This window comes from Pseudomonas sp. B21-021 (assembly GCF_024749205.1).
GTDB lineage: Bacteria > Pseudomonadota > Gammaproteobacteria > Pseudomonadales > Pseudomonadaceae > Aquipseudomonas > Aquipseudomonas paraglycinae.
This window is the reverse complement of record NZ_CP087192.1, coordinates 6,309,180-6,332,703: the sequence shown is the minus strand read 5'-3', so window position 1 is coordinate 6,332,703 and position 23,524 is coordinate 6,309,180. Positions and strand designations below refer to the sequence as shown.

At 55.7% G+C, this 23,524-nt stretch carries 21 protein-coding genes; 14 read left to right on the top strand and 7 right to left on the bottom strand.

Features of this window, described 5'->3' with window-relative positions:
* The first annotated feature begins 24 nt into the window (after nt 1-24).
* The 11 genes from LOY31_RS28665 (at nt 25) to LOY31_RS28615 (ending at nt 12,815) form a co-directional block, all read left to right on the top strand.
* Entirely contained in the window at nt 25-2,061 is a 2,037-nt protein-coding gene (locus LOY31_RS28665; RefSeq protein ID WP_221534034.1) for a type VI secretion system tip protein VgrG, read from the top strand.
* A 5-nt stretch (nt 2,062-2,066) separates the two neighbouring features.
* The gene (locus tag LOY31_RS28660; RefSeq protein WP_221534036.1) at nt 2,067-3,086 is read left to right on the top strand and encodes a tetratricopeptide repeat protein; all 1,020 of its coding nucleotides are present in this window, start codon (nt 2,067-2,069) and stop codon (nt 3,084-3,086) included.
* A gap of 18 nt (nt 3,087-3,104) precedes the next feature.
* Nucleotides 3,105-6,269, top strand: a complete 3,165-nt coding sequence (locus tag LOY31_RS28655; protein WP_258712623.1) for a hypothetical protein — start codon at nt 3,105-3,107, stop codon at nt 6,267-6,269.
* Nucleotides 6,266-7,372 (top strand): M48 family metallopeptidase, encoded by a 1,107-nt coding sequence (locus LOY31_RS28650; RefSeq protein WP_221534038.1) that lies wholly within the window; start codon nt 6,266-6,268, stop codon nt 7,370-7,372. The genes LOY31_RS28655 and LOY31_RS28650 overlap by 4 nt, the downstream gene beginning before the upstream one ends.
* Before the next feature lie 103 nt (nt 7,373-7,475).
* Nucleotides 7,476-7,907 (top strand): hypothetical protein, encoded by a 432-nt coding sequence (locus LOY31_RS28645; protein ID WP_258712622.1) that lies wholly within the window; start codon nt 7,476-7,478, stop codon nt 7,905-7,907.
* Nucleotides 7,908-8,039: 132 nt separating this feature from the next.
* Complete coding sequence (locus LOY31_RS28640) at nt 8,040-8,489, top strand: hypothetical protein (RefSeq protein WP_258712621.1); 450 nt, start codon at nt 8,040-8,042, stop codon at nt 8,487-8,489.
* A gap of 28 nt (nt 8,490-8,517) precedes the next feature.
* The gene (locus LOY31_RS28635) at nt 8,518-9,063 is read left to right on the top strand and encodes a hypothetical protein (RefSeq protein WP_221534042.1); all 546 of its coding nucleotides are present in this window, start codon (nt 8,518-8,520) and stop codon (nt 9,061-9,063) included.
* Entirely contained in the window at nt 9,050-9,898 is an 849-nt protein-coding gene (locus tag LOY31_RS28630) for a type IV pilus biogenesis/stability protein PilW (RefSeq protein ID WP_221534044.1), read from the top strand. The genes LOY31_RS28635 and LOY31_RS28630 overlap by 14 nt, the downstream gene beginning before the upstream one ends.
* Before the next feature lie 2 nt (nt 9,899-9,900).
* Nucleotides 9,901-10,656: a lysozyme inhibitor LprI family protein gene (locus LOY31_RS28625; protein ID WP_221534046.1), complete on the top strand. Its 756-nt coding sequence runs from the start codon at nt 9,901-9,903 to the stop codon at nt 10,654-10,656.
* A 49-nt stretch (nt 10,657-10,705) separates the two neighbouring features.
* Nucleotides 10,706-11,698, top strand: a complete 993-nt coding sequence (locus tag LOY31_RS28620) for a hypothetical protein (RefSeq protein ID WP_258712620.1) — start codon at nt 10,706-10,708, stop codon at nt 11,696-11,698.
* 73 nt (nt 11,699-11,771) lie between these two features.
* Nucleotides 11,772-12,815: a hypothetical protein gene (locus tag LOY31_RS28615; RefSeq protein WP_221534047.1), complete on the top strand. Its 1,044-nt coding sequence runs from the start codon at nt 11,772-11,774 to the stop codon at nt 12,813-12,815.
* A 63-nt stretch (nt 12,816-12,878) separates the two neighbouring features.
* Here the strand turns inward: LOY31_RS28615 and LOY31_RS28610 are convergent, their stop codons facing one another.
* Nucleotides 12,879-13,238, bottom strand: coding sequence for a DUF6124 family protein (locus LOY31_RS28610; protein ID WP_221534048.1), 360 nt, complete (start codon nt 13,236-13,238; stop codon nt 12,879-12,881).
* A 433-nt stretch (nt 13,239-13,671) separates the two neighbouring features.
* On the opposite strand from LOY31_RS28610, the gene LOY31_RS28605 reads away from it, so the two are divergent.
* Together LOY31_RS28605 and LOY31_RS28600 are read left to right on the top strand one after the other, a co-directional pair.
* Nucleotides 13,672-14,058 (top strand): SCP2 sterol-binding domain-containing protein, encoded by a 387-nt coding sequence (locus LOY31_RS28605; RefSeq protein ID WP_221534049.1) that lies wholly within the window; start codon nt 13,672-13,674, stop codon nt 14,056-14,058.
* A gap of 146 nt (nt 14,059-14,204) precedes the next feature.
* Complete coding sequence (locus tag LOY31_RS28600) at nt 14,205-15,584, top strand: hypothetical protein (protein WP_221534050.1); 1,380 nt, start codon at nt 14,205-14,207, stop codon at nt 15,582-15,584.
* Nucleotides 15,585-15,651: 67 nt separating this feature from the next.
* On the opposite strand, the gene LOY31_RS28595 is transcribed toward LOY31_RS28600, so the two are convergent.
* The 6 genes from LOY31_RS28595 to exbB all read right to left on the bottom strand — a co-directional run bounded on the left by LOY31_RS28595 (nt 15,652) and on the right by exbB (nt 22,453).
* Nucleotides 15,652-17,052 (bottom strand): aminoacyl-tRNA deacylase and HDOD domain-containing protein, encoded by a 1,401-nt coding sequence (locus LOY31_RS28595; RefSeq protein ID WP_221534051.1) that lies wholly within the window; start codon nt 17,050-17,052, stop codon nt 15,652-15,654.
* Between the two features lie 79 nt (nt 17,053-17,131).
* Entirely contained in the window at nt 17,132-19,207 is a 2,076-nt protein-coding gene (gene recG, locus LOY31_RS28590) for an ATP-dependent DNA helicase RecG (protein ID WP_007954416.1), read from the bottom strand.
* 9 nt (nt 19,208-19,216) lie between these two features.
* Nucleotides 19,217-20,146 carry a hydrogen peroxide-inducible genes activator gene (locus LOY31_RS28585; RefSeq protein ID WP_007954418.1) on the bottom strand — a complete coding sequence of 310 codons (930 nt, stop codon included), beginning with the start codon at nt 20,144-20,146 and terminating at the stop codon, nt 19,217-19,219.
* Between the two features lie 175 nt (nt 20,147-20,321).
* A complete protein-coding gene (locus LOY31_RS28580; RefSeq protein ID WP_007954422.1) occupies nt 20,322-21,068 on the bottom strand; it encodes an energy transducer TonB in 747 nt (248 codons plus the stop codon).
* A complete protein-coding gene (exbD, locus tag LOY31_RS28575; protein ID WP_127800643.1) occupies nt 21,065-21,493 on the bottom strand; it encodes a TonB system transport protein ExbD in 429 nt (142 codons plus the stop codon). Before exbD ends, LOY31_RS28580 begins: the two co-directional genes overlap by 4 nt.
* Nucleotides 21,494-21,499: 6 nt before the next feature.
* Nucleotides 21,500-22,453 carry a tonB-system energizer ExbB gene (gene exbB / locus LOY31_RS28570; RefSeq protein ID WP_221534052.1) on the bottom strand — a complete coding sequence of 318 codons (954 nt, stop codon included), beginning with the start codon at nt 22,451-22,453 and terminating at the stop codon, nt 21,500-21,502.
* A 188-nt stretch (nt 22,454-22,641) separates the two neighbouring features.
* On the opposite strand from exbB, the gene LOY31_RS28565 reads away from it, so the two are divergent.
* On the top strand, nt 22,642-23,499 hold the full coding sequence (locus LOY31_RS28565) for an SDR family oxidoreductase (protein ID WP_221534053.1): 858 nt from the start codon (nt 22,642-22,644) through the stop codon (nt 23,497-23,499).
* Nucleotides 23,500-23,524 lie beyond the last annotated feature (25 nt).

Here is a 23,524-nt window from a genome sequence, read left to right as displayed (position 1 = left end):
TGACATTCGAACAGGGAGCACTTTATGTTCAACCCAGCTAACGAAACGCACTTCAGCCTGACCGTTGAAGACTACGTGGGCGACCTGCAAGTGCTGTCGTTCACCGGCACCGAAGGCATCAGCCAGCCGTTCCGTTTCGACCTGGAACTGGTCAGCGAAAACCCGGATCTGGACCTGGAAAAACTCCTGCACAAACAGGCATTCCTCGCCCTCGATCCGCAGGGCTCGGGCATCCACGGCCAGATCTACCGCGTCGCCCAGGGCGATGCCGGCAAGCGCCTGACCCGCTACAAAGTCTCGTTGGTGCCGCAACTGCAATACCTGCATCACCGCACCAACCAGCGCATCTACCAGCAGATGTCGGCGCCGAAAATCATCGCGCTGATCCTCGACGAGCACGGCATCAAGGGCAACGCCTACAGCTTTCAGCTCAGCCAGCCGTGCCCGGATCGCGACTACTGCGTGCAGTACGACGAAACCGATCTGCACTTCGTCCAGCGTCTGTGCGAAGAGGAAGGCATTCACTACCACTTCCAGCACAGCAAGAAGGGCCACCTGCTGGTGTTCGGCGATGACCAGACCGTGTTCCCGAACCTCGGCCAGCCGACCGCGTACGTGCAGGGCAGCGGCATGGTCGCCGAAGAGCCGGTGATCAAAGGCTTCAGGCTGCGTCTGGAAACCCGCACCAGCCGCACCACCCGCCGTGATTACGACTTCGAAAAACCGCGCCTGCAAATGGAAGCAGCGTACAAACCCGATGGCGAGAGCACTGAACCGGATCTCGAAGACTACGACTATCCCGGCCGCTTCATCGACCGCGCGCGCGGCAAGTTCCTCAGCCAGCGCGCCCTCGAACGTCACCGTGCCGACTACCGTCAGGCCGAAGGTCGCGGCGACCAGACCCGACTGGTCAGCGGCCACTTCATGGAAATGTCCGACCACCCGCGCAGCGAGTGGAACGACCTGTGGCTGCTCACCGAAATCTTCCACGAAGGCAAACAGCCGCAAGTCCTCGAAGAATCGGTGACCAGCGACACCACCGACAACAAGGACGACTTCCACCAGGGCTACCGCAACACCTTCCTCGCCACCCCGTGGGACGTGTTCTACCGCCCGGCCCTCGAACACCCGAAACCCCGCGTGCTCGGCAGCCAGACCGCCATGGTCACCGGCCCCAAAGGCGAAGAAATCCACTGCGACCAATACGGCCGCATCAAAGTGCAATTCCACTGGGACCGCGAAGGCCTGGCCGACGACAAAACCAGCTGCTGGCTGCGCGTCTCCAGCTCCTGGGCCGGCGACCGCTACGGCGCTATCTCCATCCCGCGCATCGGCATGGAAGTCCTTGTCACCTTCCTCGAAGGCGACCCCGACCAGCCACTGGTCACCGGCTGCCTGTACCACAAGGAAAATCCGGTGCCGTACGCCCTGCCGGCGAACAAAACCCGCAGCGTCTTCAAAACCCTCAGCTCCCCGGGCGGCGGTGGCTACAACGAACTGCGCATCGAAGACAAAAAAGGCGCCGAACAAATCTTCATCCACGCCCAGCGCGACTGGGATGAAAACGTTGAGCACGACCAGAAAATCCGCGTCGGCAATGAACGCCATGACACCGTGGTGAAGAACACCTACACCGAGCTGAAGGCCGAAGAACACCGCACCACCATCAGCGACCGCAAGATCGAAGCACGGATGGACGACCACCTGACCATTGGTGAGAACCAGCATGTGAAGCTCGGGACTGCGCAACTGACCAGTGCCGGGAAAGAGATTCATATCAAGGCTGGGGACAAGATTGTCATTGAGGCGGGGACTGAGCTGACGATTCTCGGCGGCGGCAGTTTCATCAAGCTCGATGGCGGTGGTGTGACGGTGGTTGGGCCGGTGGTGAAGATTAATGCTGGCGGTTTGGCTGGGTCGGGGACCGGGATCGGGATCAAACCGCCGGTGCTGCCGGGGGCGGCGGATAAGGATAAGGCGGGGAGTTTGATGGATCAGGCGTTGTTGAATGCGCCGCCTGAGAAGGTTAAACCGAAGGCTTTTTTTGTGTTTTCTGAGTGATCGACATGAATGGTTTTTTGAAGAAAAGGCACGGCTTCGCGGTAGCGGCTTTCACCGCCTCGCTGCTGAGCCTGTTTCATGGCAGCGCTTATGCGGATGAGTGTCCGTCTGAGGACTTTTCCCAGTTCCTGCCGGCGTTCTCTGCGAATGCTGAAACTCAGCAGCGGTTGACTGCGATGACGGTGAAATCACTGGTTTTGAAACCGGTGGGAGAACATGGTGTTTTTGAGCCGCAAACGACGGGAGTCAAGAGCTCCAATTTGCTGTTTCCGCTATTGGCGCCTGTCGGCACAGATAAGACTGACGGCGTAGAGGTCGAAGCGATTGACGAAAGTCATTTCAACGTTGTGGACAAGCGAGCAGGTAACAGCCACATCAAGATCTTCAACTTTTCTCGCCAAGCGTGTTGGGTGCTTGAGGGTGTTGAAGATTGGTCGATCAGAGAGAAAGATCTCGTAGAGGCGAGCAATGCCCACATGAGCGAGGCAGAGAACTTTTGCTTCCAGCGTGCAGAAGCCTTCAGAGGCCTGGGGGGGCTAGAGCAGTACCGACTCACAGGTGAGTTATTTGAAGCTTCTTTGGAAAACTACCTATGCGCAGCAGCTTCCGGTGACCCTCAGGCTAGTTTGAATGCTGCAAGTTTGAGCCTTTCTGGCATGGCCCCGCAGCTAGAAACTAATAAAGTTGAACAGCTATTCAAGGCAGCAGCGACCACTTTGCCTGAGGGTGCGATGAGCCTTTCGTTGTTTTACTGCGATGGAAACAATGTTTCCTCTGATGCTCCATGCCAGCATCCAGCAGAGGCTGAAGAAGCGTTGACGCAGGCGGCCCGTATGGGAGACGCCTTTGCAACAAATGCACTCGGTCGAGCCTTTGAAACTGGAGAATTGGTTACTAAGGACATGTCCAGGGCGATTGCCTGCTACCAACTCGCTGCTCAAAAAGGCAGCAAAGGGTCTATCGCACATTTGGAACGTCTGAGTAAGCAGCCTGCTGGAATTGCTAAAGCCAGCTATTGCTATTGATTATTGCAGGAAGCAGAAATGACAGAACCACTGGATTTATCTGGAAATTACACCAGCGCGAATTATAGCTATAAGGAGGGCGGGGATGGTTACGCCGTAGAGAATGGTAAAAAAGTTGTCGACTGTTCTCATATGGTTAACTTGTTGCTGACGGGGGCGGGCTACGAAGTTCCTTACCAGAATACCGCTGGGCTTAATAGCCAGGAAGCGCTCAAATATTACGATGTAATAAGCCCGGCTAATGTGAAGCGGGGAGATATCGTACTCTGGATTAATGCCACGTCAAATCATCAAAATAAGACGTTGAATCATACAGGTATTGTAGAAAGTTATGACAGTACGCTGGATTCTGAGTTTGGAGAATTCTTCGGAGCACAAAGTTCTGGGCCAGCCACTGCCAAATTCGGTGCCCTTGGGAAGGCTTGGTATTGGCCAGTCCCTACAAAATTCTTAAGGGTTAAAGAGTCGACTCGGACGGGGGGGGGAGCTCCAGCTCCAGCTCCCGCACCCGCAGCTGCAGCACCATTGATGAGTTTTCAATATCCATTCAGAAAACCAGATGGTAAGCAGTTCACTGGAGCAGATGAAGTATACAAAGCCCTTGAAAACGAAACTTCTGGTCACTTCTTGCTTGGCAGTAATAAATTCTGGCATGGCGGAATTCATATCAGCAGTGCAAGTGCTCCGCAATGCGTATTAGATGAGCCAATACGCTGCATTGCAGATGGTGAGGTGGTTGCTTATCGGCTTAATAAAGACTATCTGGAGTCAATATTTGACGCCGGCGGTGATAACAAAAAACTAAAATATTCAAACTCATTTTGTTTGGTTCGGCACGAATATAAGTCCGCACCTAATCCAGAGGAAGGTGCAAATAAGAATAAGCAAAACAAGCTAGTATTTTTTAGTCTGTATATGCATCTTTTGCCTTTCGATCGTTATCCTTTGCCGTCTGCGGATGTACCCAAGCCCAAAGTAACGATGATGGTTGGTGATTTTAATGCATACGAGGAGCTTCCTGTATCCAGCAGTATAGTTTCTTTAGGTAAGTTGGCTAAAGGTTCCAAGCTGGAAATTTTAGATCAAAAGCCTATTGCTGATACCGATCGTATATATGCTAAAGGCAAGATCATTTCTGGTGATGTGAAACTAGGTTCTCAGAAAACAAAAGAGGTAGGCGGTGAGGTTTGGTTTGCTTATTTGAAGGGCGGTGAGCCTTATAAAAATAACGCTGGCGATAGAATTTGGACTGCTGATAAGGTGCCGGAACGGGAGCGCCCTAATTATTGGCAGGGGAAAGTGAAGGGGACAGTTGTTAATAAACTTCCTCTTTATGAGGCCCCCCTAGATGCAAGCAATGGAAAACCGGCAGGCGCTCCGCACGGCACTATGCAGTTGATTATGAATAGTGTCGTGGAATTCGACAGTCAGAAGGTACTTAATTTAGTACTAGGCACGTCAGTGAAGCGAATGGCTGAATGTACTTTGATAAGTGGCGATCTGGTTGCTGCTGGAAATATACCGCCTAAATTTTGGGCGTGTGTCGAAAATACGCCGGAAAACAATGTGTTGAAGTGGAATGTAACTGAGCCGGCGGCTGTTGATTCTGTTTTAAATGTTGGTGTCGGAATTAAGGCAGGAGATCCGGTAGGGTATCTAGGCCAAATAGAAAATATTACTGAGGCAGGAGATGTCAGCGAGAAATTTCAGGTTCATGTAGAGGTTTTTACTGCTGATGCAAGTGTTGAAGATTTTTTAAAAAATACTGCTGGTTTGAAAACTGGGAAGAAGTATTTGTCCGTGGTAAAAGGTACCTCCCTTAGGCTAAAACCACCAGCGGCGGGAGACGTGATTCTCAAGGAGTCGCACGCTATCGATTTAAGCAAGATAGCAATTTATAAGGACTCGCAAGAGTGGTACGAGGTTAATGTCAAAGACGAAGGTCAAAGCGTGGCTGGATTGATAAAAAAAGCCGGCGCGCCGTTAATCTCGCAGCATGATTGGGAGAAGCTCGGTTTTCAAGTAGTTGAAGAGTCGAACGCCACTGCTGATGGTTTTCTCGATCCGAACGATATGCCCATTTTCTTCAAGAAATTGTTTGATAAGATCGATAAGGACAATAATAAAGAAATAGATGCTTCAGAGTTGGCTGATGCGTTGAAGGATACTGATACGCGCTCCCAATGGTCAAAGCTTGTCGCCAGGCACCCAACTGAGTGGAAAGATAAGGCTAATCAACCAAAATGGAGTCGGCTGGATGACATTTTGGCTCATTCGCCAAAACTAAAAGCCCATGAGAAAGAGAGGATCGATAACTTTATCTTCTGGGAGGAGCTATCTGGAAAGGCTTCACCTGAAACCAGTCTGGTTTGGCATTTTCATCCTATAGAGTTTGTCTCAGGGTTTACCTCCTCTGTTTCGGAGCTAATTTCTTTCGATCAAATGAAGAAAATGTTTCCGGACTCTTCTGAGGAAAAGCGTGAAGAGGTTAGGGGGTTATTTAATAAGTATGCTGATCGTTTTGAAATCAACACTGCACCGAAAATGGCACAATTTTTTGCCCAAGTTAAAACTGAGGTTGGTAGTGCGTTGGTAGGAAAAGTGGAAGATCTTTGGTATTCCGCTGAAGCTCTCAGATCTAAGTTTGGAAGATATTTTAATACCTATCCTGCCGAAGCAGAATTGTATGGGTATAAACGTATTACGATGGCGCAGTATAATGCGTTAAGTCCCGCGGCGAAAAGTGCCTATACGATTCGAAAGAATAAGGCTTATTCTCAGTTTCCCAATGAAGATGAGATAGCAAAGCGTATCTATTGCTGCAACTCGGCTCAAGGTGCATTTGTGTTGACTGCGGGTGGCTGCGAAGAAGGTAAAAAATATAAAGGTAAAGGATTTATACAGCTAACATGGAAGTCGAACTATCAGGCGGTAGAAGACCGCTTAAAACAAAAAATTCCTGAAGAAACCATTGAAATGGTTTCTAATCCAGATCAATTGCTGGATACGAAAATAGGGCTCTTATCGGCTATGGGATTTTGGGATGTGAATAATATAAATAATCTAGTCGCACCGGACACGGATTCCACTAATAAAATTACGGAAGTTGTTAACAAGCATACTGACAGCTATGGGGAGCGCAGAACTAATTTTACCGCTATCTATCAGGAGCTTAATAAGTGATTAGTTCAAAAAAGGTTTTTGGGCTACAGATTTTTTTGTTTGCAACTTTTGCTAGTCAGTTCTCGTGGGCAGATCCGAGCGAAGTTATTCCTTCTCCAGAAAGAGTAAAAAAAGAGCTTGCTATAAATTTGATTCCCGGAATGGGGGCTCAAAAGCTTATAGTTGAAAGGAATGATAATGCATCACTTCCCGATAGATTAGTTTTGCTTGCTGATGTGTCGGGGGGAAGAAAAGTTATCTTTAGCGCAAGCTCCGCATTGGCTAAAATTAACAATGCTTATTCACCTAATAGTTTTGATGGCTTTGAAGTGTCGGTTCTTCAAGGTGTTGATAAAACTATAAGTGTTGTGGACTCTCAGGCGGAAACTTATACGTTTAATTCAGACTCACACGTTGTAGGAGATGTTGTGAGCTTGATTACCAAAAAAGAAGATGAGGTCATACATAATTTTAACGTTCAGTTTCAATATGATGCCGCTCGTAAAATCGTTGCGGTTAGTCAGCTTGTGTATACAGTTAATAATGACTCTTGTGATCGGTCTCTTAAGAGTGCCTATGTTTTACCTGTAAATGACTTGATTTCTAAATCTCTCGAGAGTTTTGATGGGGCTGGTGCATTTGAGTATCTTCAGAAGTTAAATTTTGAAATTCAAGAAGGTCGAATTAAGCGGCAGAAGCTCATGTCGTCATTTGTAGTGTCGACAGCTGATCAAGCACTAGCGGCATTTAAAGGGAATGACAAAAACAAACTAATCAAATCTATGGGGAGTCTTGTGGCCGATGGGGGCGATAGCGAATCGTGCGCGCCTGAGAGTTATATAGCTGAGGCTTACTACTACCCTGATAAAGTTAGTTGGTCTAACGATCTTGGTTTTTTGTTTGCTGAGGCTGGGTACTATGCGGAATCTGTTGAGCTGCTAAAAAAAGTCATTTCTGAAAATCCAGAAAGAACGGTCGCCTACTTAAATATAGCGGATGCTTACTGGGCTCTAAGTCGAAAGGAATTAGCGGCGGAGAGCTACAAGAAATATAGTTCTATGATGCAGCAGTCAGGTAAGGTTGCGAAAATTCCAAAGAGAGTTGTGGAACGATCTGGCTCTTGACTATCTGGTGCAGTCGCTTAATAAGATCAAAAAAATTAATTGCTGCCCGATGACATTGGTCTGCATGGGATCTAGGTAGATCTGTTCCATTGGGCATTTTTTGATGAAAAAGCTATTCCCTCTATTCATGGCGTTTTTTCCCCTTACCTCCCACTGCGAGGTCATGTCCGAAAACTACTGCTTCGATGACACCCACTCGATCAAGTTCGAACTCAGAACCTTCTACGATCACGACAGCAATTGGTCGGGTGGTTTCGTTAAATACGCCAAGTCGAAAGCGCCGATTTCTATCGTACTGACGGATCATCAGAAAGAAATACTTGCCCCGGACGCACCCACACAAAACACCCGTACGTGGTCCGAGATTATCGACGGCAAGGTCACGGGAACCTATGAGTGGGTCACCCAAGCAGCGATGAGCGTTTCGATGGTTTACACCAAGAAGTCCAACGGCAGAAAATATAGCTTCCTTCTTAACCCGAATATCGACGCTTCTCTGGCAAGTGGCTGCAACTGGGAGCAGGGCGAACAATGAGCGGGATGAGTTTGGGTTTAGCTCTCTGTGGATTCTTGGACTCAACGTTCGCGATGGCGAGGTGACAACCTTTAGTCCGACGAAAAACGGAGTTTCAGCGTGAAAGGATGTTCAGTTCTACTCGGCGGCCTCTTGGCCATTACCACATCCGTGGCTTTCGCCGCTGACCCGGACTTCAAGGATTACACCGTCACCCCAGTGTTCACCGGCATCAATCACGAACCGGTGCCGCAAGAACACAGCAACCCGATGATGGATATGGATCGTGCACAGGCACTCAAAGGCAAGGTCAACTTTGCCGGCCACTACATTCTGTATCGAGTCGGTTGTGGCGGCAGTGTCATTTGCGGCGAAGTGCTGGATGCGCGCACGGGGGAGGTTGTCGGCGGACTGCCGAATGCATACGACGGCAATACCTTCAGCCTGTCGAACAAACCCGATAGTCGTTTGCTCATTGTTTCCGGCATTGCGGCCGATACCGAAGAGGATGCGAAGGGTAATGAGCTGGAAAGCCGCTACAGAACCCGCTACTTCGAGTTTGTGAACAACGAGTTCCGGCTGCTGACGTTCAAGGATTTGTGATCGCCGCTGTTTAATTAAGGATGATTGGATGAACCATTTTCTCGCGGGCAGCCTTTCGCTGCTGCTCTCGCTTCCAACTTTCGCCGCTCCCAAGGACGCCTACACGCAACGCGATGTCATGCAATGTGGCGGTGTTGAAGTGGTGATGGTGTCGTCCTGCCGATCCGTGACGGTGGATGACGCAGAAACCCACCTCATCCCGGTCTGCACCGATCAGACAATCAACATTGGCGGCAAAGTGCTGCGCCGCAACATCGACAAGGTTTCACAGCTCACGTCTGACGGTAAGAAAGCGAAGATGCTGAGTAACGTTGTCGTGGCGATGGATTGTGTGAAAGGCACCAAGGGCAGCCTCGTTTCGATAGGTGGCTACGGCGGTTGCGGTGCCTGTCCTGAATGGCGCGGGTATTACTCGACAGCGTGGCGATTGGAGCAATACAGCTTCGATAATACTCAGCGCTCATTTCGTTCGAAGGGTTCTTGGGAAGAACTGATCAAGGCTTATGGCGTGACCAAGAGGCAGCTGCAGTCGGAAAGTCCCTCGGTTAAAAGGATCGACTATGGGCAGCCTTAAGTGGGTATCGATGATCGGCTGTCTGTTCGGAGCTATGAGCGCCTTTGCCGAGGACCCGCGGATAATAGGCGTCGACGGGAACACAGTGTCGTTTCGGGCTACAGAATGGACGATGCCCGGTGTGGATTCGGCGACTGCGTGGTTCGCCGCCAATGGGAAAATCTTCCCGCTCTTCGGCGTCGACATTGGCGCCGATGGGCACTCCAATATGCTCAGTCCTGACAAGAAAACCTTGCTGCTCGACCCGGTGATCTTCGGCATGTTGTCGGACGAAAACGGTGAAGAGAAGCTAGTGTCGCAACAGCATTGCACGGTGATCTCCATGGAGACCGGTTGTGTGCTGGCTGATCGTTCGGCCACTTTTTGTGTCGGTCAGTGGAAGGGCAATCAATGGGTAACCGGCGACGGCGATGTGCTCACTCCCGCCCTGGAGACGAGGTCTCCAAAGGACTTGCTGAAACATGTCACAAGTAACGAACTGGCGCAGTCCCGAGCAGAGTCCATCGAATGGGGTCTGGTCTTTTTAAGTCCAGAGTCCTACATGGCGTGTAATCCCCCGGCGCAAAATGTTCAGGCCTATAACGACCTGGGCTTTTATTTGGCCGAGGGCGGCAAAGATGAGCTGGCGCTGAAGTTCTATCGCGGCGTTGAGGCCGTCGGTAAGCGCACAGTGCTGATGTTGAACATCGCCGATTCACTCTGGCGCCTTGATCGCAAAGACGAAGCGCAGCGCTATTACAGCCAGTACCGCGACGCGATGAGCGCTGACGGCAAGGCGCAGAAAATACCTCAACGTGCAGTTGAGCGCTCCGTCATTCAGGGAATGAAGAATTGAACATGTTTGTGCGTTTTATCGCGTTGTCCTTAGGACTGCTGTCCGCTTCAGCCGCGTTCGCTGAGGACACTTGCAAAGTCATCACTGTGAGCTGGCAATACGACGAATGTGTGGAAGCCGACCGCAAGAGTGCCGATGCAAAACTCAACGCCAGCTACAAAAAGCTGATGGCGCGATTCGAATCTCAATGGAAGTCTGAGCCTGAGCAAGGAAAGGCTTACATGGCCATGGCCAAAGAATCGCAACGCGCCTGGATCAAGTTGCGCGATACCACTTGCCCCCTTGATGCCACGGATGTCGAACCCGGATCGCAGGCATATACCTTGGTGCTCAATAAGTGCATCGCCAGAATGAGTCTAGAGCGTGCAGCCTACCTGGATGCGGTCGTCCCGGATGGTCCGAGTGAAGTGTTTGATGTCGCCAAGGTTTCCAGCTCTGCTTCGCAACGATACGGCGATGTGGTGGCTCGTTATGTCACTACGTTTGGTAGCCCCTGCCTCAATGTTCAGATCCTCGCGCCCAAGGGCAATTGGCGGGTGCTCTCCTCAAAACGGTTTTGCAGTTTTAACGGCAAATCGTTTTGGGATGGTTACGCCAGCGCATTGTTTGAGGATCATGCATTCACTGCGGATGGTTTACACCTGACGCTCAGCTTGTTCGAGCTTCGTGAAGAGGCAGAGAAGCGCCTCACCTGTGTAATTCCAATTCAGAACGAGCAAATCAAAGAGCTGAAGTGCGGCGCACCTGAGTCATCGTGAAACCATCAGCGTAAATTTAGAAGATTGATCAGCAGGGAAGTGATCGGAATTGAACAAGCTTTCAAGTTGTTTTGGTGTGCTCGGGATCATCGCCGGCTTGTCGACTCAGCCGGCATCGGCAAGCGACCCACAAACCATCGGAGAACTGCATCCCCCGGTGGTTGCTTCGTTGGGTGATCAAAAGATCATGGTGTTCTTTTTGAAGAACAACCTCAAGGATCATGTCAGGGACGTGCATGTGCCTGATGCCGAGATTTTCTACGCGCCCATGAATGCGGTGAAACCTTCGCTGAATTATGTGTGGAAGATTGAAGGCGAGAAGATCGCCTCGGTGTTCTTCTTCGAGCGCAAATTCCCTGAGCGAGCGGGGAAAACCATGTTTGTTCTGACAAAACACAAAGTTCTGCACGAGCATTTCGAAGGAGATTCCTATTCGGTGCTGGAATTGCCGCTCTTCAAGGACGGCGACCACTTGGCTTTGCAGTTCTTTCGTGGTGACCCGCCAGACCCCGAGTTGCAGAACTGCCGTGACGGTATAGATCAGGAAGAGGGCGTAGAAGTCGAGTGTGCTTACAAGGATGCGGCGAGCATCAAGAAGTACTTGGCGGATCTGGATGGAAGGATGATTTCGGATTCGAAACTGGAAAAGGGCAACCGTCAGAAGCCGCTCAAAACTGATGGTGACAAGGCCAGTGCTGCTTGCCCCTCACCCAACTTTTCAACGTTCCTCTCAGACTTCTCTGAACGCGCAGACGTGCAGAAAGCCTTCGTCCAACAGCCGCTGAAAATGGTCACGACCGTAGCCGGTGATCCCGAGCCTGAGATGCAGAAAAGCAGCCTCAGCGGCGATCAGCTCAAGTTCCCGATCATCCCGGATGTAGCGAAGCGAGAGGTCCAGGGCCTGACGTTGACCGTCAAGGAAGAGCAGGGTGATCACGCCGTCGCCATCCTGCAGAAACCGGATACCGATTATGTCTTCGAGTATCGGTTTGTCCGTGGGCAATGCTGGCGGCTGGAAGAAGTGATGGATTACTCGCTTTGAAGCAGGTGGCACGTTGAAAAGACTAGGTTTGATCGCGTTATTGCTATGTTCTTTCTCTGCGGTGGCGGGACCGATGTTCCCGTCTCTCACGTCGTGCAGGGACGTTGGCAGCGACTGCGCGCTGGCGCTGAAGGACAACTTTCTGGTGGACGCACACTCCGGGCAGCGTCTATCCGAGATGGAGGAACCGGCTGGAGCGATGAGTGGCTTTTGGCTGTACCGAGATGGTGAGCGCTACATCCTTCAGGAAGAAAACTACTCCCAGGCGAAGTCGCGTCGTTGGCTGGTTTTCACCTACGACAGCGGCAAGGTGGTGCTCGACGGCGCTTATGTTTTCTCGATCGATATTGATATGAACACCGGACCCTACTGGCATGGCTATGACTGCCGAGGTGACGCCAAGCCGTTCGCCGTGCCAACGAAAGATTCGTTCAGTGAGGTCGCTTTGGAGGCGTTATGCGGGGAGGCCGAAGGCTGGGTCGTCTCGGGCGGGGATACCAAGGTGCCGGTGTCGGCCAAAGGGCTGGCCGTCAGTGTTCCCGTTTATCACGGCCGCAACCGTGATGGTTCAGCGACGTACGTGTTCACTGAAAGCGATGATCCGGATCTTTCGAAACTGGTTTGCCTGTCCAACTGTGCTGATATCGCTCAAACGCCGGAGCGCGTTTCGCAGGAGACGGCGCCATTGAAGGGCGGGCAGGATGGAACGTTGTGCTCGGATGACGAAGACATTTACTTCAGCTGCCCGCTGGAGGGCGGCAAGACGGTTTCTGTTTGTGCGCGGGGAAACAGCAAGCCCACGGCCGGTTCTGTTCAGTATCGCTATGGTGTGCCGGGGAACATCGAGATGGTTTATCCAAAGAACGCTATGCCACCCAAGGGAAAGTTCTTTGTTGTAGATGCGTCGGAAGGCAGCGTGAACCTGAACATCATCAAGTTCAAAAGCGGTGCGTATACCTACCTCGTTAACCAGGCCTTCTTGAGTTATCTGAAGGTGCTCAAGGGGGACAAAGTTGTATTCCGACAGTCTTGTAATGCCGGTGGTCATGCTTACGTACACCGGTTGGCGGATTTCGGGTTAGAGACACGACCAAAAAGCGCAGAGGACTTTCGCTAATCTCTGCTGCCGAAGATCAGGAAAGGGGACTCAACGTCCCCTTTTTTTCCGCCCGCGATTCAGCTACGGCTTGGCTTGATACTCCCGAAACTCAATGTGATCGAGCGTGCCTTCCACCATCAATCGAACGCCGTCGGCCATTCTGCTCAGGCCCAGTGCCATCGAGCGGCGGGGGCCGTCGAGGTCGTCGGCCAGGTTGGCGGCGATGGCGCTGATGGACAGGAGGTCTTCGGAGGCGTTGGCCATGAGGGCTTCGGCGTCGGCGTTGGGGCAGAGGGCGAACAGGCCGCCCAGGCGTTTGGGGCGTGGGGCTCTGGGTTTGAAGTGGTGGTCGAGGGCGCGTTCGGCGGCTTCATGGAGTTTCTTCGAGTCTGGGAATTCGTAGGGGGAAACTTCTTCGTCAGTGAGGGTTGGATCGATCATCGGTGTAAATCCTTTGGAGTTGGAAAGATTTGCCCCGGTTTTCGGACTTGCACATCCGGTCACCGATTTTGCGGCGACACACGGAGGCTATCGACGATGGCCCAGCCTGCCTAGTTCATGGACAGCACCGCAGTTTGAAGGACATTTCCCAAGGATTTGCGGGGTAGAGGAACAAGAAACCACTGCTATCGGCAGCTCCTACAGGAATGTGTTTCTTCAGGTGTAGGACGGGGGTGGTGTGACGCGGAGCGTCACGGGATGCATTCCCACGCGGAGCGTGGGAGCGATCAGGTTCAAGAATTGGGGAGCGTGACTTGGCAGTCATCATGCGAGAAAAGACCTACATCGTCTTCTATCAGTCTTGGATAGTGGCGAATCCGCCCGAATCCCTTACACTCCCCCGGCCGTTCATTTTCCTTTTGAGGCTGTGCGCATGAAATTTCGTTTTCTTCTGTGGATGCTGGGTCTGTTGATGGGTAAGGCCAGTCGGACAAATCCTGCGTTCCAGCAGCAGTTGGGTGACAAGGATCTGGTGTTTCAGCTGCAGACTCTGGACGGGAAAGTGGCGCGGCATTTCGTGGTGAAGGACCAGCGCATTACCAGCAAGTCCGGGGTGGTGGCGGAACCGGCGTTTGCGATTGCGTTCAAGGATGCGGCGTTCGGGTTTGCCACGATGCAGGCGAAGAACAAGCAGTTGGCGTTCATGCAGGGGATTCAGGACAAGTCGATCCAGCTCAAGGGCAATCCGGCGCTGGTGATGTGGTTTCAGGGGTTGATGAAGTATTTGAAGCCGAGAAAAAAGACATCTGCTGCTCGATGAGCTGAGGCAATAGGCCTCAAATCTGGTCAGCGAATCACGGAGAACGACGGCACTGTCAGATCTGACAGGTGACGGGTGGGTAGCGCGGTGTTCCTATTTCGATGATTCCTCTTTTGGAACTCATTCAGTCATAGGGAGCATACGTTATGAGCCTGATTAAGCCGTTGACCGCCGGTACGCTGGATCCGCAATTCGGCAGCGAAGGTGTCGTGCCTTTGCCCTTTCAGGATGTTGGTGGTACGGCTCGTGTTGTGCTGCCACTTCTAGAAAATCGACTGCTCATAGCATTGGGTACAGTGGCTGGATCGCCCGCCAATGTGGTTCGTCTGAATGAGGATGGATCGCGGGATGTTTCGTTTGGTGTGGGTGGCGTCGCCGAAATCATCTTCCCTCAGAACAAACAGTTCGCCCCGACGCAGTTACTTCCCACGACGAAGGGCGGATGGGTAGTCGCGGGACATATTGCAGATATTGACCGCGTATCCGAGGTCGCTGCGGTGAGATTTGGTCCGGATGGTCAACCGGATCCCGATTTTGGCGATAAGGGCATAGCGATCATCAATGTCTACGATCTCCTTGGCATCCACACGAATGTGAAATTCGTGACTCCTTCCCAATATTTGGTCGGAGACCAGAGGCCCGCTGTAGAAACAGGTGTTGGCCGTGGCCCTTGCACTACCGTCCAGTCGAATGGCTCGGTTGTCCTGCTTGGCGACTTGTTTTATGGGGAGGACGACTTTCAAGGTATTGTCATTCGACTCACTGAGAAAGGTTTGCTGGATCTGTCTTTCAACAGCACCGGGTTTGTGTTGGTTGAAATTCCGGAGGTTGAGCGTCGCTGGAATTCCGTTGGTGGTGTCGCTGTTCAGGCGGACGGGAAAGTGCTGATTGTTGGCAGTTATTCACACGCTGAAGATGGAAAGCTTAGCGCTTATGTCATTCGCTACGACACTCAAGGCCAGTTTGATCTCCAGTTTGGTGGCAACAAAAATGGGCTTTTCTCAATTACTCAACAGCAGGCGCGAGGGTTTTCCTTTGGAGCGCTTACGCTGACGCCAGGTATTAATGGCGTTGAAGGAATCCTCGCTTCGGGCTGGTATCAACCTTTTGAATCAAGTGCAGATAAAGGGCTGATCACACTGATTAATCATGATGGCAGTTTCAACTGTGTATTTAACAACGGCCAGCCGCTTTTCACCCAGCTCATGCCGAAGGGTGAGTTATGGCTTGGTGTTGGGTTACAACAAAATCTTGCAGGTCAGGCGGTCGCTATCATTGTCAGCGGGCAAGGTTTTAGTGACTCCGCAGATGAGGCTCTCTGGCTGGTTGCAGCACGCTATCTGATGGATGGCTCTCAGGACATGTCGTTTGGTATTGACGGTTTTGTTCGGTTCAACGACAGCAAGGCGTTTGTGATCTTCCAGGATGGCGCCGTCACGATCGACAACAAGGTCGTCATGAGTGGATACGCACTTATCGATTTTTCCGAGCCAATCTCAGGTTATGTAGTGCGTTATTTGGGCTGAAGGAGGCTCATCGACTTTTTCAGCAAGTGCCCGCTCGAACATTTGATCGAATGTCCGAGCGGGTTCTTTAAGCCTGGCTGAACTGCGAAGCCAGTTCACGCAGCAACACTTCTGCCTCAAGCACTTTGCTGACCACATCATTGGCCTTGTCGCGCGTCAAACCAACACGCTCCAACAAAGCATCCGGAATGTCTTCATCCGGCCCGGAGCCGATGCCGCGACTGCGCAGCAGGCGCACGGCCAGGCAGACGAGGTTCGGGTATTCGGCGTAGGCGCCGTCGTAGTTCGGGTCGTGCTGGAAGCGCAGAGCGGTGGCCAGTTCGTCCGGCATGTCCCAGTAGCGCATCAGCCAGGAGCCGATCTGTTCGCGGCTGATGCCCAGCAGGTGCTGCTCGACATAGCTGTGGCACAGGTGCGGGTTGACCTCCAGGTGACGGCAGATCAGCGAGAAGTGCGGCGGGAACACGTGGGCCAGCAGCAGGTAGCCGAAGTTGTGCAGCAGGCCGGCGAGGTAGGTCAGGCCGGCTTCCGGGCGCTGGGCGCGCGGCATGGCGCGGGTCAGGCCTTCGATGACGGCGGCGGTGTAGATCGACTGTTGCCAGTACGGCGTGGTGTGTTGCGGGTGATCTTTCGGCAGGCTAAGGGTCTTGCCGAGGGCCAGGCCCAGCGCCAGGTTGATCACCAGGTCGAAACCCAGCACGCGGACGATCGCGTCTTCCACCGATCGGATCTTGCCCGGCGAAGCGTAGTACGGCGACGCCGCCCAGCTCACCACTTGCGCGGCCAGCGCAGGGTCGGTTTCGACCACGCCGGTGATGTCGTCGATGGTGGCGTTCGGGTCTACGCGCAGCTTGATGATTTTTTGTGCTGTTTCGGCCAGCGGCGGAATCTCGATGGTCGCTTCCAGACGTTGCTGGATGCGCCGCGCGGTGAACGCCTGCACGGCCTGGGTGATTTCCTCGCGGTCATCGTCCGGGCGGTCGAGGTTCGGGCGGATGCTGCTCAGGGCTTCGCCGAAGTTGGCGGCGCTGGCCTTGGTCAGCATGGTCTTGAAGTCTTCGCTGGCGATTTCCAGCAGCAGGCCCGGCTCGCCGGAGTTGATCAGCAACTTCGGCTCGCGCAGCAGGCTTTCTTCGTAGAGGCACGGCGAGCTGGTCAGCGCCGGCAGGCCCGGCAGCAGGCTCAGGCTGTGTTTGCCGAGCATCTTTTCCAGGCGCTCGGTGGACACGGCGGTCAGGCGACGGCCCGTCAGCTCGGCGAGGCGGTTGAGATCCAGCAACTGGCTCTGTGGAAACAGCACCATCAGCGCGCCGACCGCGTCGTCCAGCAACACGGCCTGCACTTTGCGCGAGGCGTTGAGGCCGTGGTGGTCGAGCACTTCTTCGTAGGCGATGCCCAGCTTGTTGAGCAGCAGCCGAATAACAGACGGAGCGTGCGGGAGTTCGGGGGCGAGAGCAGCTTCGGTCATGGTCTGTATCCGTTTTTGAAACAATTGCTGGAGTATAACCAGCTTGGTTGGAACGAGCTTTGAGAAACTGCGACGGTGCTCACACTTGGCCGTATTGCTGCCCGTGTCGCAGCCATCGGTCGAGCAGCGGGCTGACATGGGTGGGCCAGCGTTCGAGCAAGGCCTGGGCGGCATCGCGCACGGCGGGCAGCAGATCGGCGTCGCGCATCAGGTCAGCGACCTTGAATTGCAGCAGACCGGTCTGGCGGGTGCCGAGCATTTCGCCGGGGCCGCGCAGTTCGAGGTCTTTTTCGGCGATGACGAAACCGTCGTTGGTCTCGCGCATGATACCCAGGCGCTGGCGGCCGATCTGCGACAGCGGCGGATGGTAGAGCAGCACGCAATGGCTGACCGCGCTGCCCCGGCCGACTCGACCGCGCAACTGGTGCAGTTGCGCGAGGCCGAGGCGCTCGGGGTTTTCGATGATCATCAGGCTGGCGTTGGGCACGTCGACGCCGACTTCGATCACGGTGGTGGCGACCAGCAGTTGCAGGTTGCCGGCCTTGAATTCGGCCATGACGGCGGCTTTCTCGGCCGGTTTCATGCGGCCGTGGATCAGCCCGACCTTCAACTCGCCGAGGGCGGCGGTCAGGTCTTCGAACGTGGTTTCGGCGGCCTGACAGGTCAGCTCTTCGGACTCTTCAATCAGCGTGCACACCCAATAGGCCTGACGGCCCTCGGCGCAGGCGCTGCGCACCCGCTCGATGACTTCGACGCGGCGGGTGTCGGTGACCAGGACGGTGTTGACCGGGGTTCGACCGGGCGGCAGTTCGTCGAGGATTGAGGTGTCGAGGTCAGCGTAGGCGCTCATCGCCAGCGTCCGCGGAATCGGTGTGGCGGTCATGATCAATTGATGCGGACACATGCGCCCGCCAACGCCTTTCTGCCGCAGCGCCAGACGTTGCTGCACGCCGAAGCGGTGTTGTTCGTCAATGATCACCAGCGCGAGGTTCTTGAACTGCACTTCGTCCTGGAACAGCGCGTGGGTGCCGACCACCATCGGCGTGCCGCTGGCGATCTGTTCCAGCGCGGCGACGCGGTTCTTGCCCTTGAGCTTGCCGGCCAGCCACGCCACTTCAATGCCCAGCGGTTCGAGCCAGCGCTTGAAGGTGATGAAGTGCTGTTCGGCGAGGATTTCGGTCGGCGCCATCAGTGCGACCTGGTAGCCAGCCTCCAGCGCTTGCAGAGCGGCGAGGGCGGCGACCACGGTTTTGCCCGCGCCGACGTCGCCCTGAATCAGTCGCAGCATCGGTTCGTGCTGACTGAGGTCGTAGGCGATTTCGTTGCCGACTCGTTGCTGGGCACCGGTCGGGTTGAAGCCGAGGTTGGCCAGGTATTTCGCCGGCAGCTTCGTGGCTTTCGGCATCGCCGGCGCACGCAGGGAACGCATGCTTTCGCGCAGGCGTTGTTGCGACAGCTGGTGAGTCAGCAGTTCTTCGAAAGCCAGGCGATGCTGGGCCCAGTGATGACCGAGGGCGAGTTCGTCGACGTCGGCATCGGCGGGCGGGTTGTGCAGGTAGCGGATCGCATCGGCCAGCGGCGCCAATTGGTAGTCGCGGGCCAGTTCGGTCGGCAGCCAGTCGGGCAGGGTGGCCGGTTTCAACAGGGTCAGGGTCTGCATGCACAACTGGCGCAGACGGGCCTGGGTCAGGCCTTCGGTCAGCGGGTAGACCGGGGTCAGGGTTTCATCCACCGGCGGCGGCTCGTCGCCATTGATGGCGCGGTATTCCGGGTGGTAGATCTCCAGCCCCGACGCGCCGGGCCGGGCTTCGCCGTAGCAGCGAATCCGCGTGCCGCGCTTGAGGCCTTCTTTCTGCGCGTTGCTGAAGTGGTAGAAGCGCAGGCTCAAGCCGCCGGTGCCGTCCTGCAAGCGCACGACGAGGCTGCGGCGCCGGCCCATGACCACGTCGGCGCCGCTGACGGTGCCTTCGACCACGGCGTCCTGCCCCGGCCGCAATGCGCCGATCGGCACCACGCGGGTGCGATCCTGATAACGCAGCGGCAGGTGGAACAGCACGTCCTGGAGGTTTTCCAGACCGACCTTGGCCAGTTTTTCGGCCATGGCTTCACCGACACCCTTGAGTGCGGTGACCGACACCTGCGACAGCTCAGTCATGACGCTGGCTTAACCGGCCGTGACCGGCGCGGCAGGCTTGGCGACCGAGCACAGGCGAATGGAGTCGGCGAGGATCTCGATGGCTTTCGGCCGTGGGAAGCTGGCGCGCCAGGCGATGGCCACGGTGCGGAACGGCACCGGTGCCGACAGCGGACGAACCTCGATCACGCCCGGGGCGTAGTGATGGCTGTCCACCGCCGACAGCGGCAGGATCGAGATGCCCAGGCCGGACGCGACCATGTGGCGAATGGTTTCCAGCGAGCTGGATTCGACCGTGGTGTGCTTGGCGCCGTCGTTGCCTTTGGTCAGGGTCGGGCAGGCTTCCAGCACCTGATCGCGGAAGCAGTGGCCTTCGCCGAGCAGCAGCAGGCTCTTGTCGTTGAGCAGCGCGGCGTCGATGGATTCTTTCTGGGTCCACGGGTGCTGGGCCGGCATCAGGACGTAGAACGGCTCGTCGTAGAGTTGCAGGGTCAGCACGTCGGCTTCGTTGAACGGCAGGGCGATGATGATCGCGTCCAGCTCGCCGTTGCGCAGTTTGTCGCGCAGCACGTGGGTGAAGTTTTCTTCGATGTACAAAGGCATCTGCGGGGCGACCCGGTGCAGTTGCGGAATCAGGTGCGGGAACAGGTACGGGCCGACGGTGTAGATCGCGCCGACTTTCAGCGGGGCGGTCAGCTGGTTCTTGCCGGCCTGGGCCAGTTCGCGGATGCCCTGGGCCTGCTCCAGCACTTTCTGCGCCTGGGCGACGATGCCTTCGCCGACCGGAGTCAGGCGCACGGCGCTTTTGCTGCGCTCGAAAATCAGCACACCGAGTTCGTCTTCAAGCTTTTTCACGCCCACCGACAGGGTCGGCTGGCTGACGTGGCAACGCTCGGCCGCGTGGCCGAAATGCTGCTCTTGGGCGAGGGTAACGATGTAGCGTAATTCTGTGAGGGTCATAGCAAGCGTCCATGAAGATGCGGGCCAAGCATACCGGCTGCAATCGATAGACGCACGTTATCAGACTGAGTGATGAATGCGACACCGGGCAATGCCGGTTTGCCGTGGATGGATAAGCAAAAGGCACCTTTCGGTGCCTTTTTGGCTGGATCAGGCCGGGCTCCGCGAGTGCGGATCAGCGGCGGCGTTCCAGCGAGTACACAAACGGCGCAACGATTTCGATCGCGCCATTGGTCAGCATGTCGGCCGGTGGCTTGGGCAGCGGTTGGGCGCGGCGGATCATTTCCAGGGTGGCCCGGTCCAGATCGGCGTTGCCGGAGCGGCCCACCAGTTCGAACGACAGCACGTTGCCTTCGCCATCGACCACGAAACGCAACCGGTTCAAGCCTTCCTTGCCCCGCGCCTGAGCGCTGGCCGGGTACTTCTTGTACTTGGCCAGATGCGCGAGCAGGGTGCCTTGCCAGCTGGCCTTGGCGGCCATTTGTGCAGGCGACGGGCCCGGTGCAGGCTGGGCGGATTTCTCCGTCGGGGCCTGAGTCGGCTGGGTATCGGCCGGTTTTTCTTCGGACGGTTTCTCCTTCGGCGGATCGGGCAGTTTCTTCTCGATCGGCTTCGGCGGTTTTGGTTTCGGCTTGGGTTTCGGTTTCTGCACCGCGATCTCGGCTTTTGGCGCTTCGGCCAGTTTCGGGATCGGCAGTTCTTCAACCGGAGCCGGTGGCTGCGGTGGCGTGACGACTTTCGGCGGTGCGGGCGGTGGCGGGGCCGGAACCGGTGCCAGCTCGACCATCATTGCCTGCGGCGGCAATTCGATGGGCGGGCGGGCGGTCCAGTTCAGCGCCAGCGCGATGGCCAGCGCGTGAACACCCAGCACCACGGCCAGGCTACCGCTGTAACGCGTCAGCTTATGGCGCGTCGTGATCATTTCTTGACCGCGCTCTCGAGTCCGACCAGACCGACCTTCAGGTAACCGGCGGCGCGCAGATTATCCATCACGCTCATCAGGTCGCCGTAATCCACGCCTTTGTCGGCCTGGAAGAAGATCGTCGTGTCTTTCTTGCCCTGGGTCTTGGCGTCGAGTGCGGCGCCGAGGGTTTCGGCTTTCACTTCGTCTTCGCCAATGTACAGGCGCTGGTCAGCCTTCACGCTGAGGAACACCGGTTTTTCCGGCCGCGGCGCCGGTTTGGCGGTCGAGGCAGGCAGGTCAACCTTGATGTCCACGGTAGCCAGCGGAGCGGCCACCATGAAGATGATCAACAGCACCAGCATCACGTCGATGAACGGCGTGACGTTGATTTCGTGGTTCTCGGCCAGATCGTCGTCTGCGCCTTCTTTCAAATGCAGGCCCATGGCCGATTACCCCACTTTCACCATGTGCGGTTGCGAGCTGTTGCGCTCAGGCTGGTGGTCGAGGTCGCGGCTGACCAGCAGCAGCACCTGAGCCGACGCATCGGACACCTGAGCCTTGTAACCGGCGATGGAGCGGGCGAAGACGTTGTAGATGACCACGGCAGGAATCGCGGCAACCAGACCCAGTGCGGTAGCCAGCAGCGCTTCAGCGATACCCGGTGCTACGACGGCAAGGTTGGTGGTCTGGGTTTTGGCGATGCCGATGAAGCTGTTCATGATGCCCCACACGGTACCGAACAGACCGACGAACGGTGCGGTGGAACCGATGGTGGCGAGAACGCCGGTGCCGCTGCTCATGTTGCGGCCACAGGCGGCAACCAGGCGCTCGAGGCGGAAGCTGACGCGTTCCTTGATGCCTTCTTTCTCGCGGGCGTTGGCCGACAGGCGCATTTCTTCCAGCGCGTCGTGAACCAGCAGGTTGGCTAGGGTGCCTTCCTTCGCGGCGGTGGCGCTGGCTTCTTTAAGCGTGGCGGCTTTTTTCAGGGCGGCGATCTCGCCACGCAGACGGCGTTTGGCGCCCATCAGCTCGAAGCCCTTGGCGATCCAGATGGTCCAGGTGATGATCGAGGCGATGGCCAGGCCGATCATCACGGCTTTAACGATCACGTCGGCGTTCTGGTACATGCCCCATGGCGACAGGTCGTGTGCCATGCCCAGGGTGTTGTCGGCTTCGAGGACTTCCGGCGCATCGGCGGCGCTGGCCTCTACGGCCTGCACCGGGTCGGTCGCGGCAGGTGCGGCGGCCGGAGCGCTTTGCTCGGTGGCGGCTGGTGCGGCCGGGGCCTGTGCGTCAGCGAATGCGGCAACTGGCGCCAGCATCAGGCTGAGCAGCAGGGCAGCCACGGCGCTCCAGGCGCGAGGTCGGTTGGTTGGCGAAGCGGAGTTTTGAATGCGTGTCATGCTGGCCGGACCTGAGATAGAAAAACGGTAATGCTCTTCCAGGCCTCGTGAGGCCGAGAACAAAAGTGGCGTGCATTATTGCAAGTAATTCTTGTTAACAGAAGTAATAGAGTTGCTTTTTTTCCTTCATTGCTAGCCGCTCGTCCCTTGCCGAGGCTAGTCTGTCGCTTTCCGATGGGAGATTTTTGATGTCCGCGCCTTCTGTTTTGATCGCCGGTTGCGGTGATGTCGGCAGCCGTCTGGCCACGCAATTGCTGGCTGCCGGCTTCCAGGTCTATGGCCTGCGCCGTGATATTTCGCGTTTGCCGGACGGCGTTATCGGCGTGGCCGGTGACTTGTTCAATGAGGATTGCCCCGAGACCTGGCCGGTGGGCGCTATCGATTACCTGGTGTATAGCGCGGCGGCCACCGATCACGATGAGGCCGGTTATCGCGCGGCGTATGTGCAGGGTTTGCAGCATGTGCTGGGTTGGCTGAACGATTACGGTCAGGAGCCGGAGCGACTGCTGTTCGTTTCCAGCAGCAGCGTTTATGGCCAGCAGAACGGCGAATGGGTCGATGAAAAGTCCGAAACCGTCGCTGCGGGTTATTCCGGTCGGGTGATGCTGGAGGCCGAGCAGGTTGCGCTCAACAGCGGCATTCCGGCGAGTATCGTGCGCCTGACGGGTATTTATGGCCCCGGTCGTGAATGGCTGCTGACCCAGGTGCGTCGGGGTTATCGGGTGGCGGTCGATCCGCCGCTGTATGGCAATCGCATCCATGCCGACGACGCGGCGGGGTTGATGGCGTTTCTGCTGGAAACGGATCGCAAGGGCGTGGCGCTGGATGACATCTATATCGGCGTGGACGATGCGCCGGCGCCGCTGGCCGAGGTGGTGGCGTGGCTACGTGAGTATCTGGGTGTCACCGAATGGTCGGAAGACGAGAGCGTGCGTCGCACCGGCAGCAAGCGTTGCAGCAATGCCCGGGCGAAGGCGCTGGGTTGGGTGCCGAAGTATCCGAGTTATCGCGAGGGGTATGGCGCGATTCTTGAGGGGCGCTGCTGATCTTCGGTCGTAAAAAAGGCGGGAG

What these genes read in the sequence shown, in the direction of transcription:
- LOY31_RS28665 (WP_221534034.1), top strand. Translation starts at nt 25, where the DNA reads ATGTTCAACCCAGCTAACGAAACGCACTTCAGCCTGACCGTTGAAGAC.
- LOY31_RS28660 (WP_221534036.1), top strand. Translation starts at nt 2,067, where the DNA reads ATGAATGGTTTTTTGAAGAAAAGGCACGGCTTCGCGGTAGCGGCTTTC.
- LOY31_RS28655 (WP_258712623.1), top strand. Translation starts at nt 3,105, where the DNA reads ATGACAGAACCACTGGATTTATCTGGAAATTACACCAGCGCGAATTAT.
- LOY31_RS28645 (WP_258712622.1), top strand. Translation starts at nt 7,476, where the DNA reads ATGAAAAAGCTATTCCCTCTATTCATGGCGTTTTTTCCCCTTACCTCC.
- LOY31_RS28635 (WP_221534042.1), top strand. Translation starts at nt 8,518, where the DNA reads ATGAACCATTTTCTCGCGGGCAGCCTTTCGCTGCTGCTCTCGCTTCCA.
- LOY31_RS28630 (WP_221534044.1), top strand. Translation starts at nt 9,050, where the DNA reads ATGGGCAGCCTTAAGTGGGTATCGATGATCGGCTGTCTGTTCGGAGCT.
- LOY31_RS28625 (WP_221534046.1), top strand. Translation starts at nt 9,901, where the DNA reads ATGTTTGTGCGTTTTATCGCGTTGTCCTTAGGACTGCTGTCCGCTTCA.
- LOY31_RS28615 (WP_221534047.1), top strand. Translation starts at nt 11,772, where the DNA reads ATGTTCCCGTCTCTCACGTCGTGCAGGGACGTTGGCAGCGACTGCGCG.
- LOY31_RS28610 (WP_221534048.1), bottom strand. Translation starts at nt 13,238, where the DNA reads ATGATCGATCCAACCCTCACTGACGAAGAAGTTTCCCCCTACGAATTC.
- LOY31_RS28605 (WP_221534049.1), top strand. Translation starts at nt 13,672, where the DNA reads ATGAAATTTCGTTTTCTTCTGTGGATGCTGGGTCTGTTGATGGGTAAG.
- LOY31_RS28600 (WP_221534050.1), top strand. Translation starts at nt 14,205, where the DNA reads ATGAGCCTGATTAAGCCGTTGACCGCCGGTACGCTGGATCCGCAATTC.
- LOY31_RS28595 (WP_221534051.1), bottom strand. Translation starts at nt 17,052, where the DNA reads ATGACCGAAGCTGCTCTCGCCCCCGAACTCCCGCACGCTCCGTCTGTT.
- recG (WP_007954416.1), bottom strand. Translation starts at nt 19,207, where the DNA reads ATGACTGAGCTGTCGCAGGTGTCGGTCACCGCACTCAAGGGTGTCGGT.
- LOY31_RS28585 (WP_007954418.1), bottom strand. Translation starts at nt 20,146, where the DNA reads ATGACCCTCACAGAATTACGCTACATCGTTACCCTCGCCCAAGAGCAG.
- LOY31_RS28580 (WP_007954422.1), bottom strand. Translation starts at nt 21,068, where the DNA reads ATGATCACGACGCGCCATAAGCTGACGCGTTACAGCGGTAGCCTGGCC.
- exbD (WP_127800643.1), bottom strand. Translation starts at nt 21,493, where the DNA reads ATGGGCCTGCATTTGAAAGAAGGCGCAGACGACGATCTGGCCGAGAAC.
- exbB (WP_221534052.1), bottom strand. Translation starts at nt 22,453, where the DNA reads ATGACACGCATTCAAAACTCCGCTTCGCCAACCAACCGACCTCGCGCC.
- LOY31_RS28565 (WP_221534053.1), top strand. Translation starts at nt 22,642, where the DNA reads ATGTCCGCGCCTTCTGTTTTGATCGCCGGTTGCGGTGATGTCGGCAGC.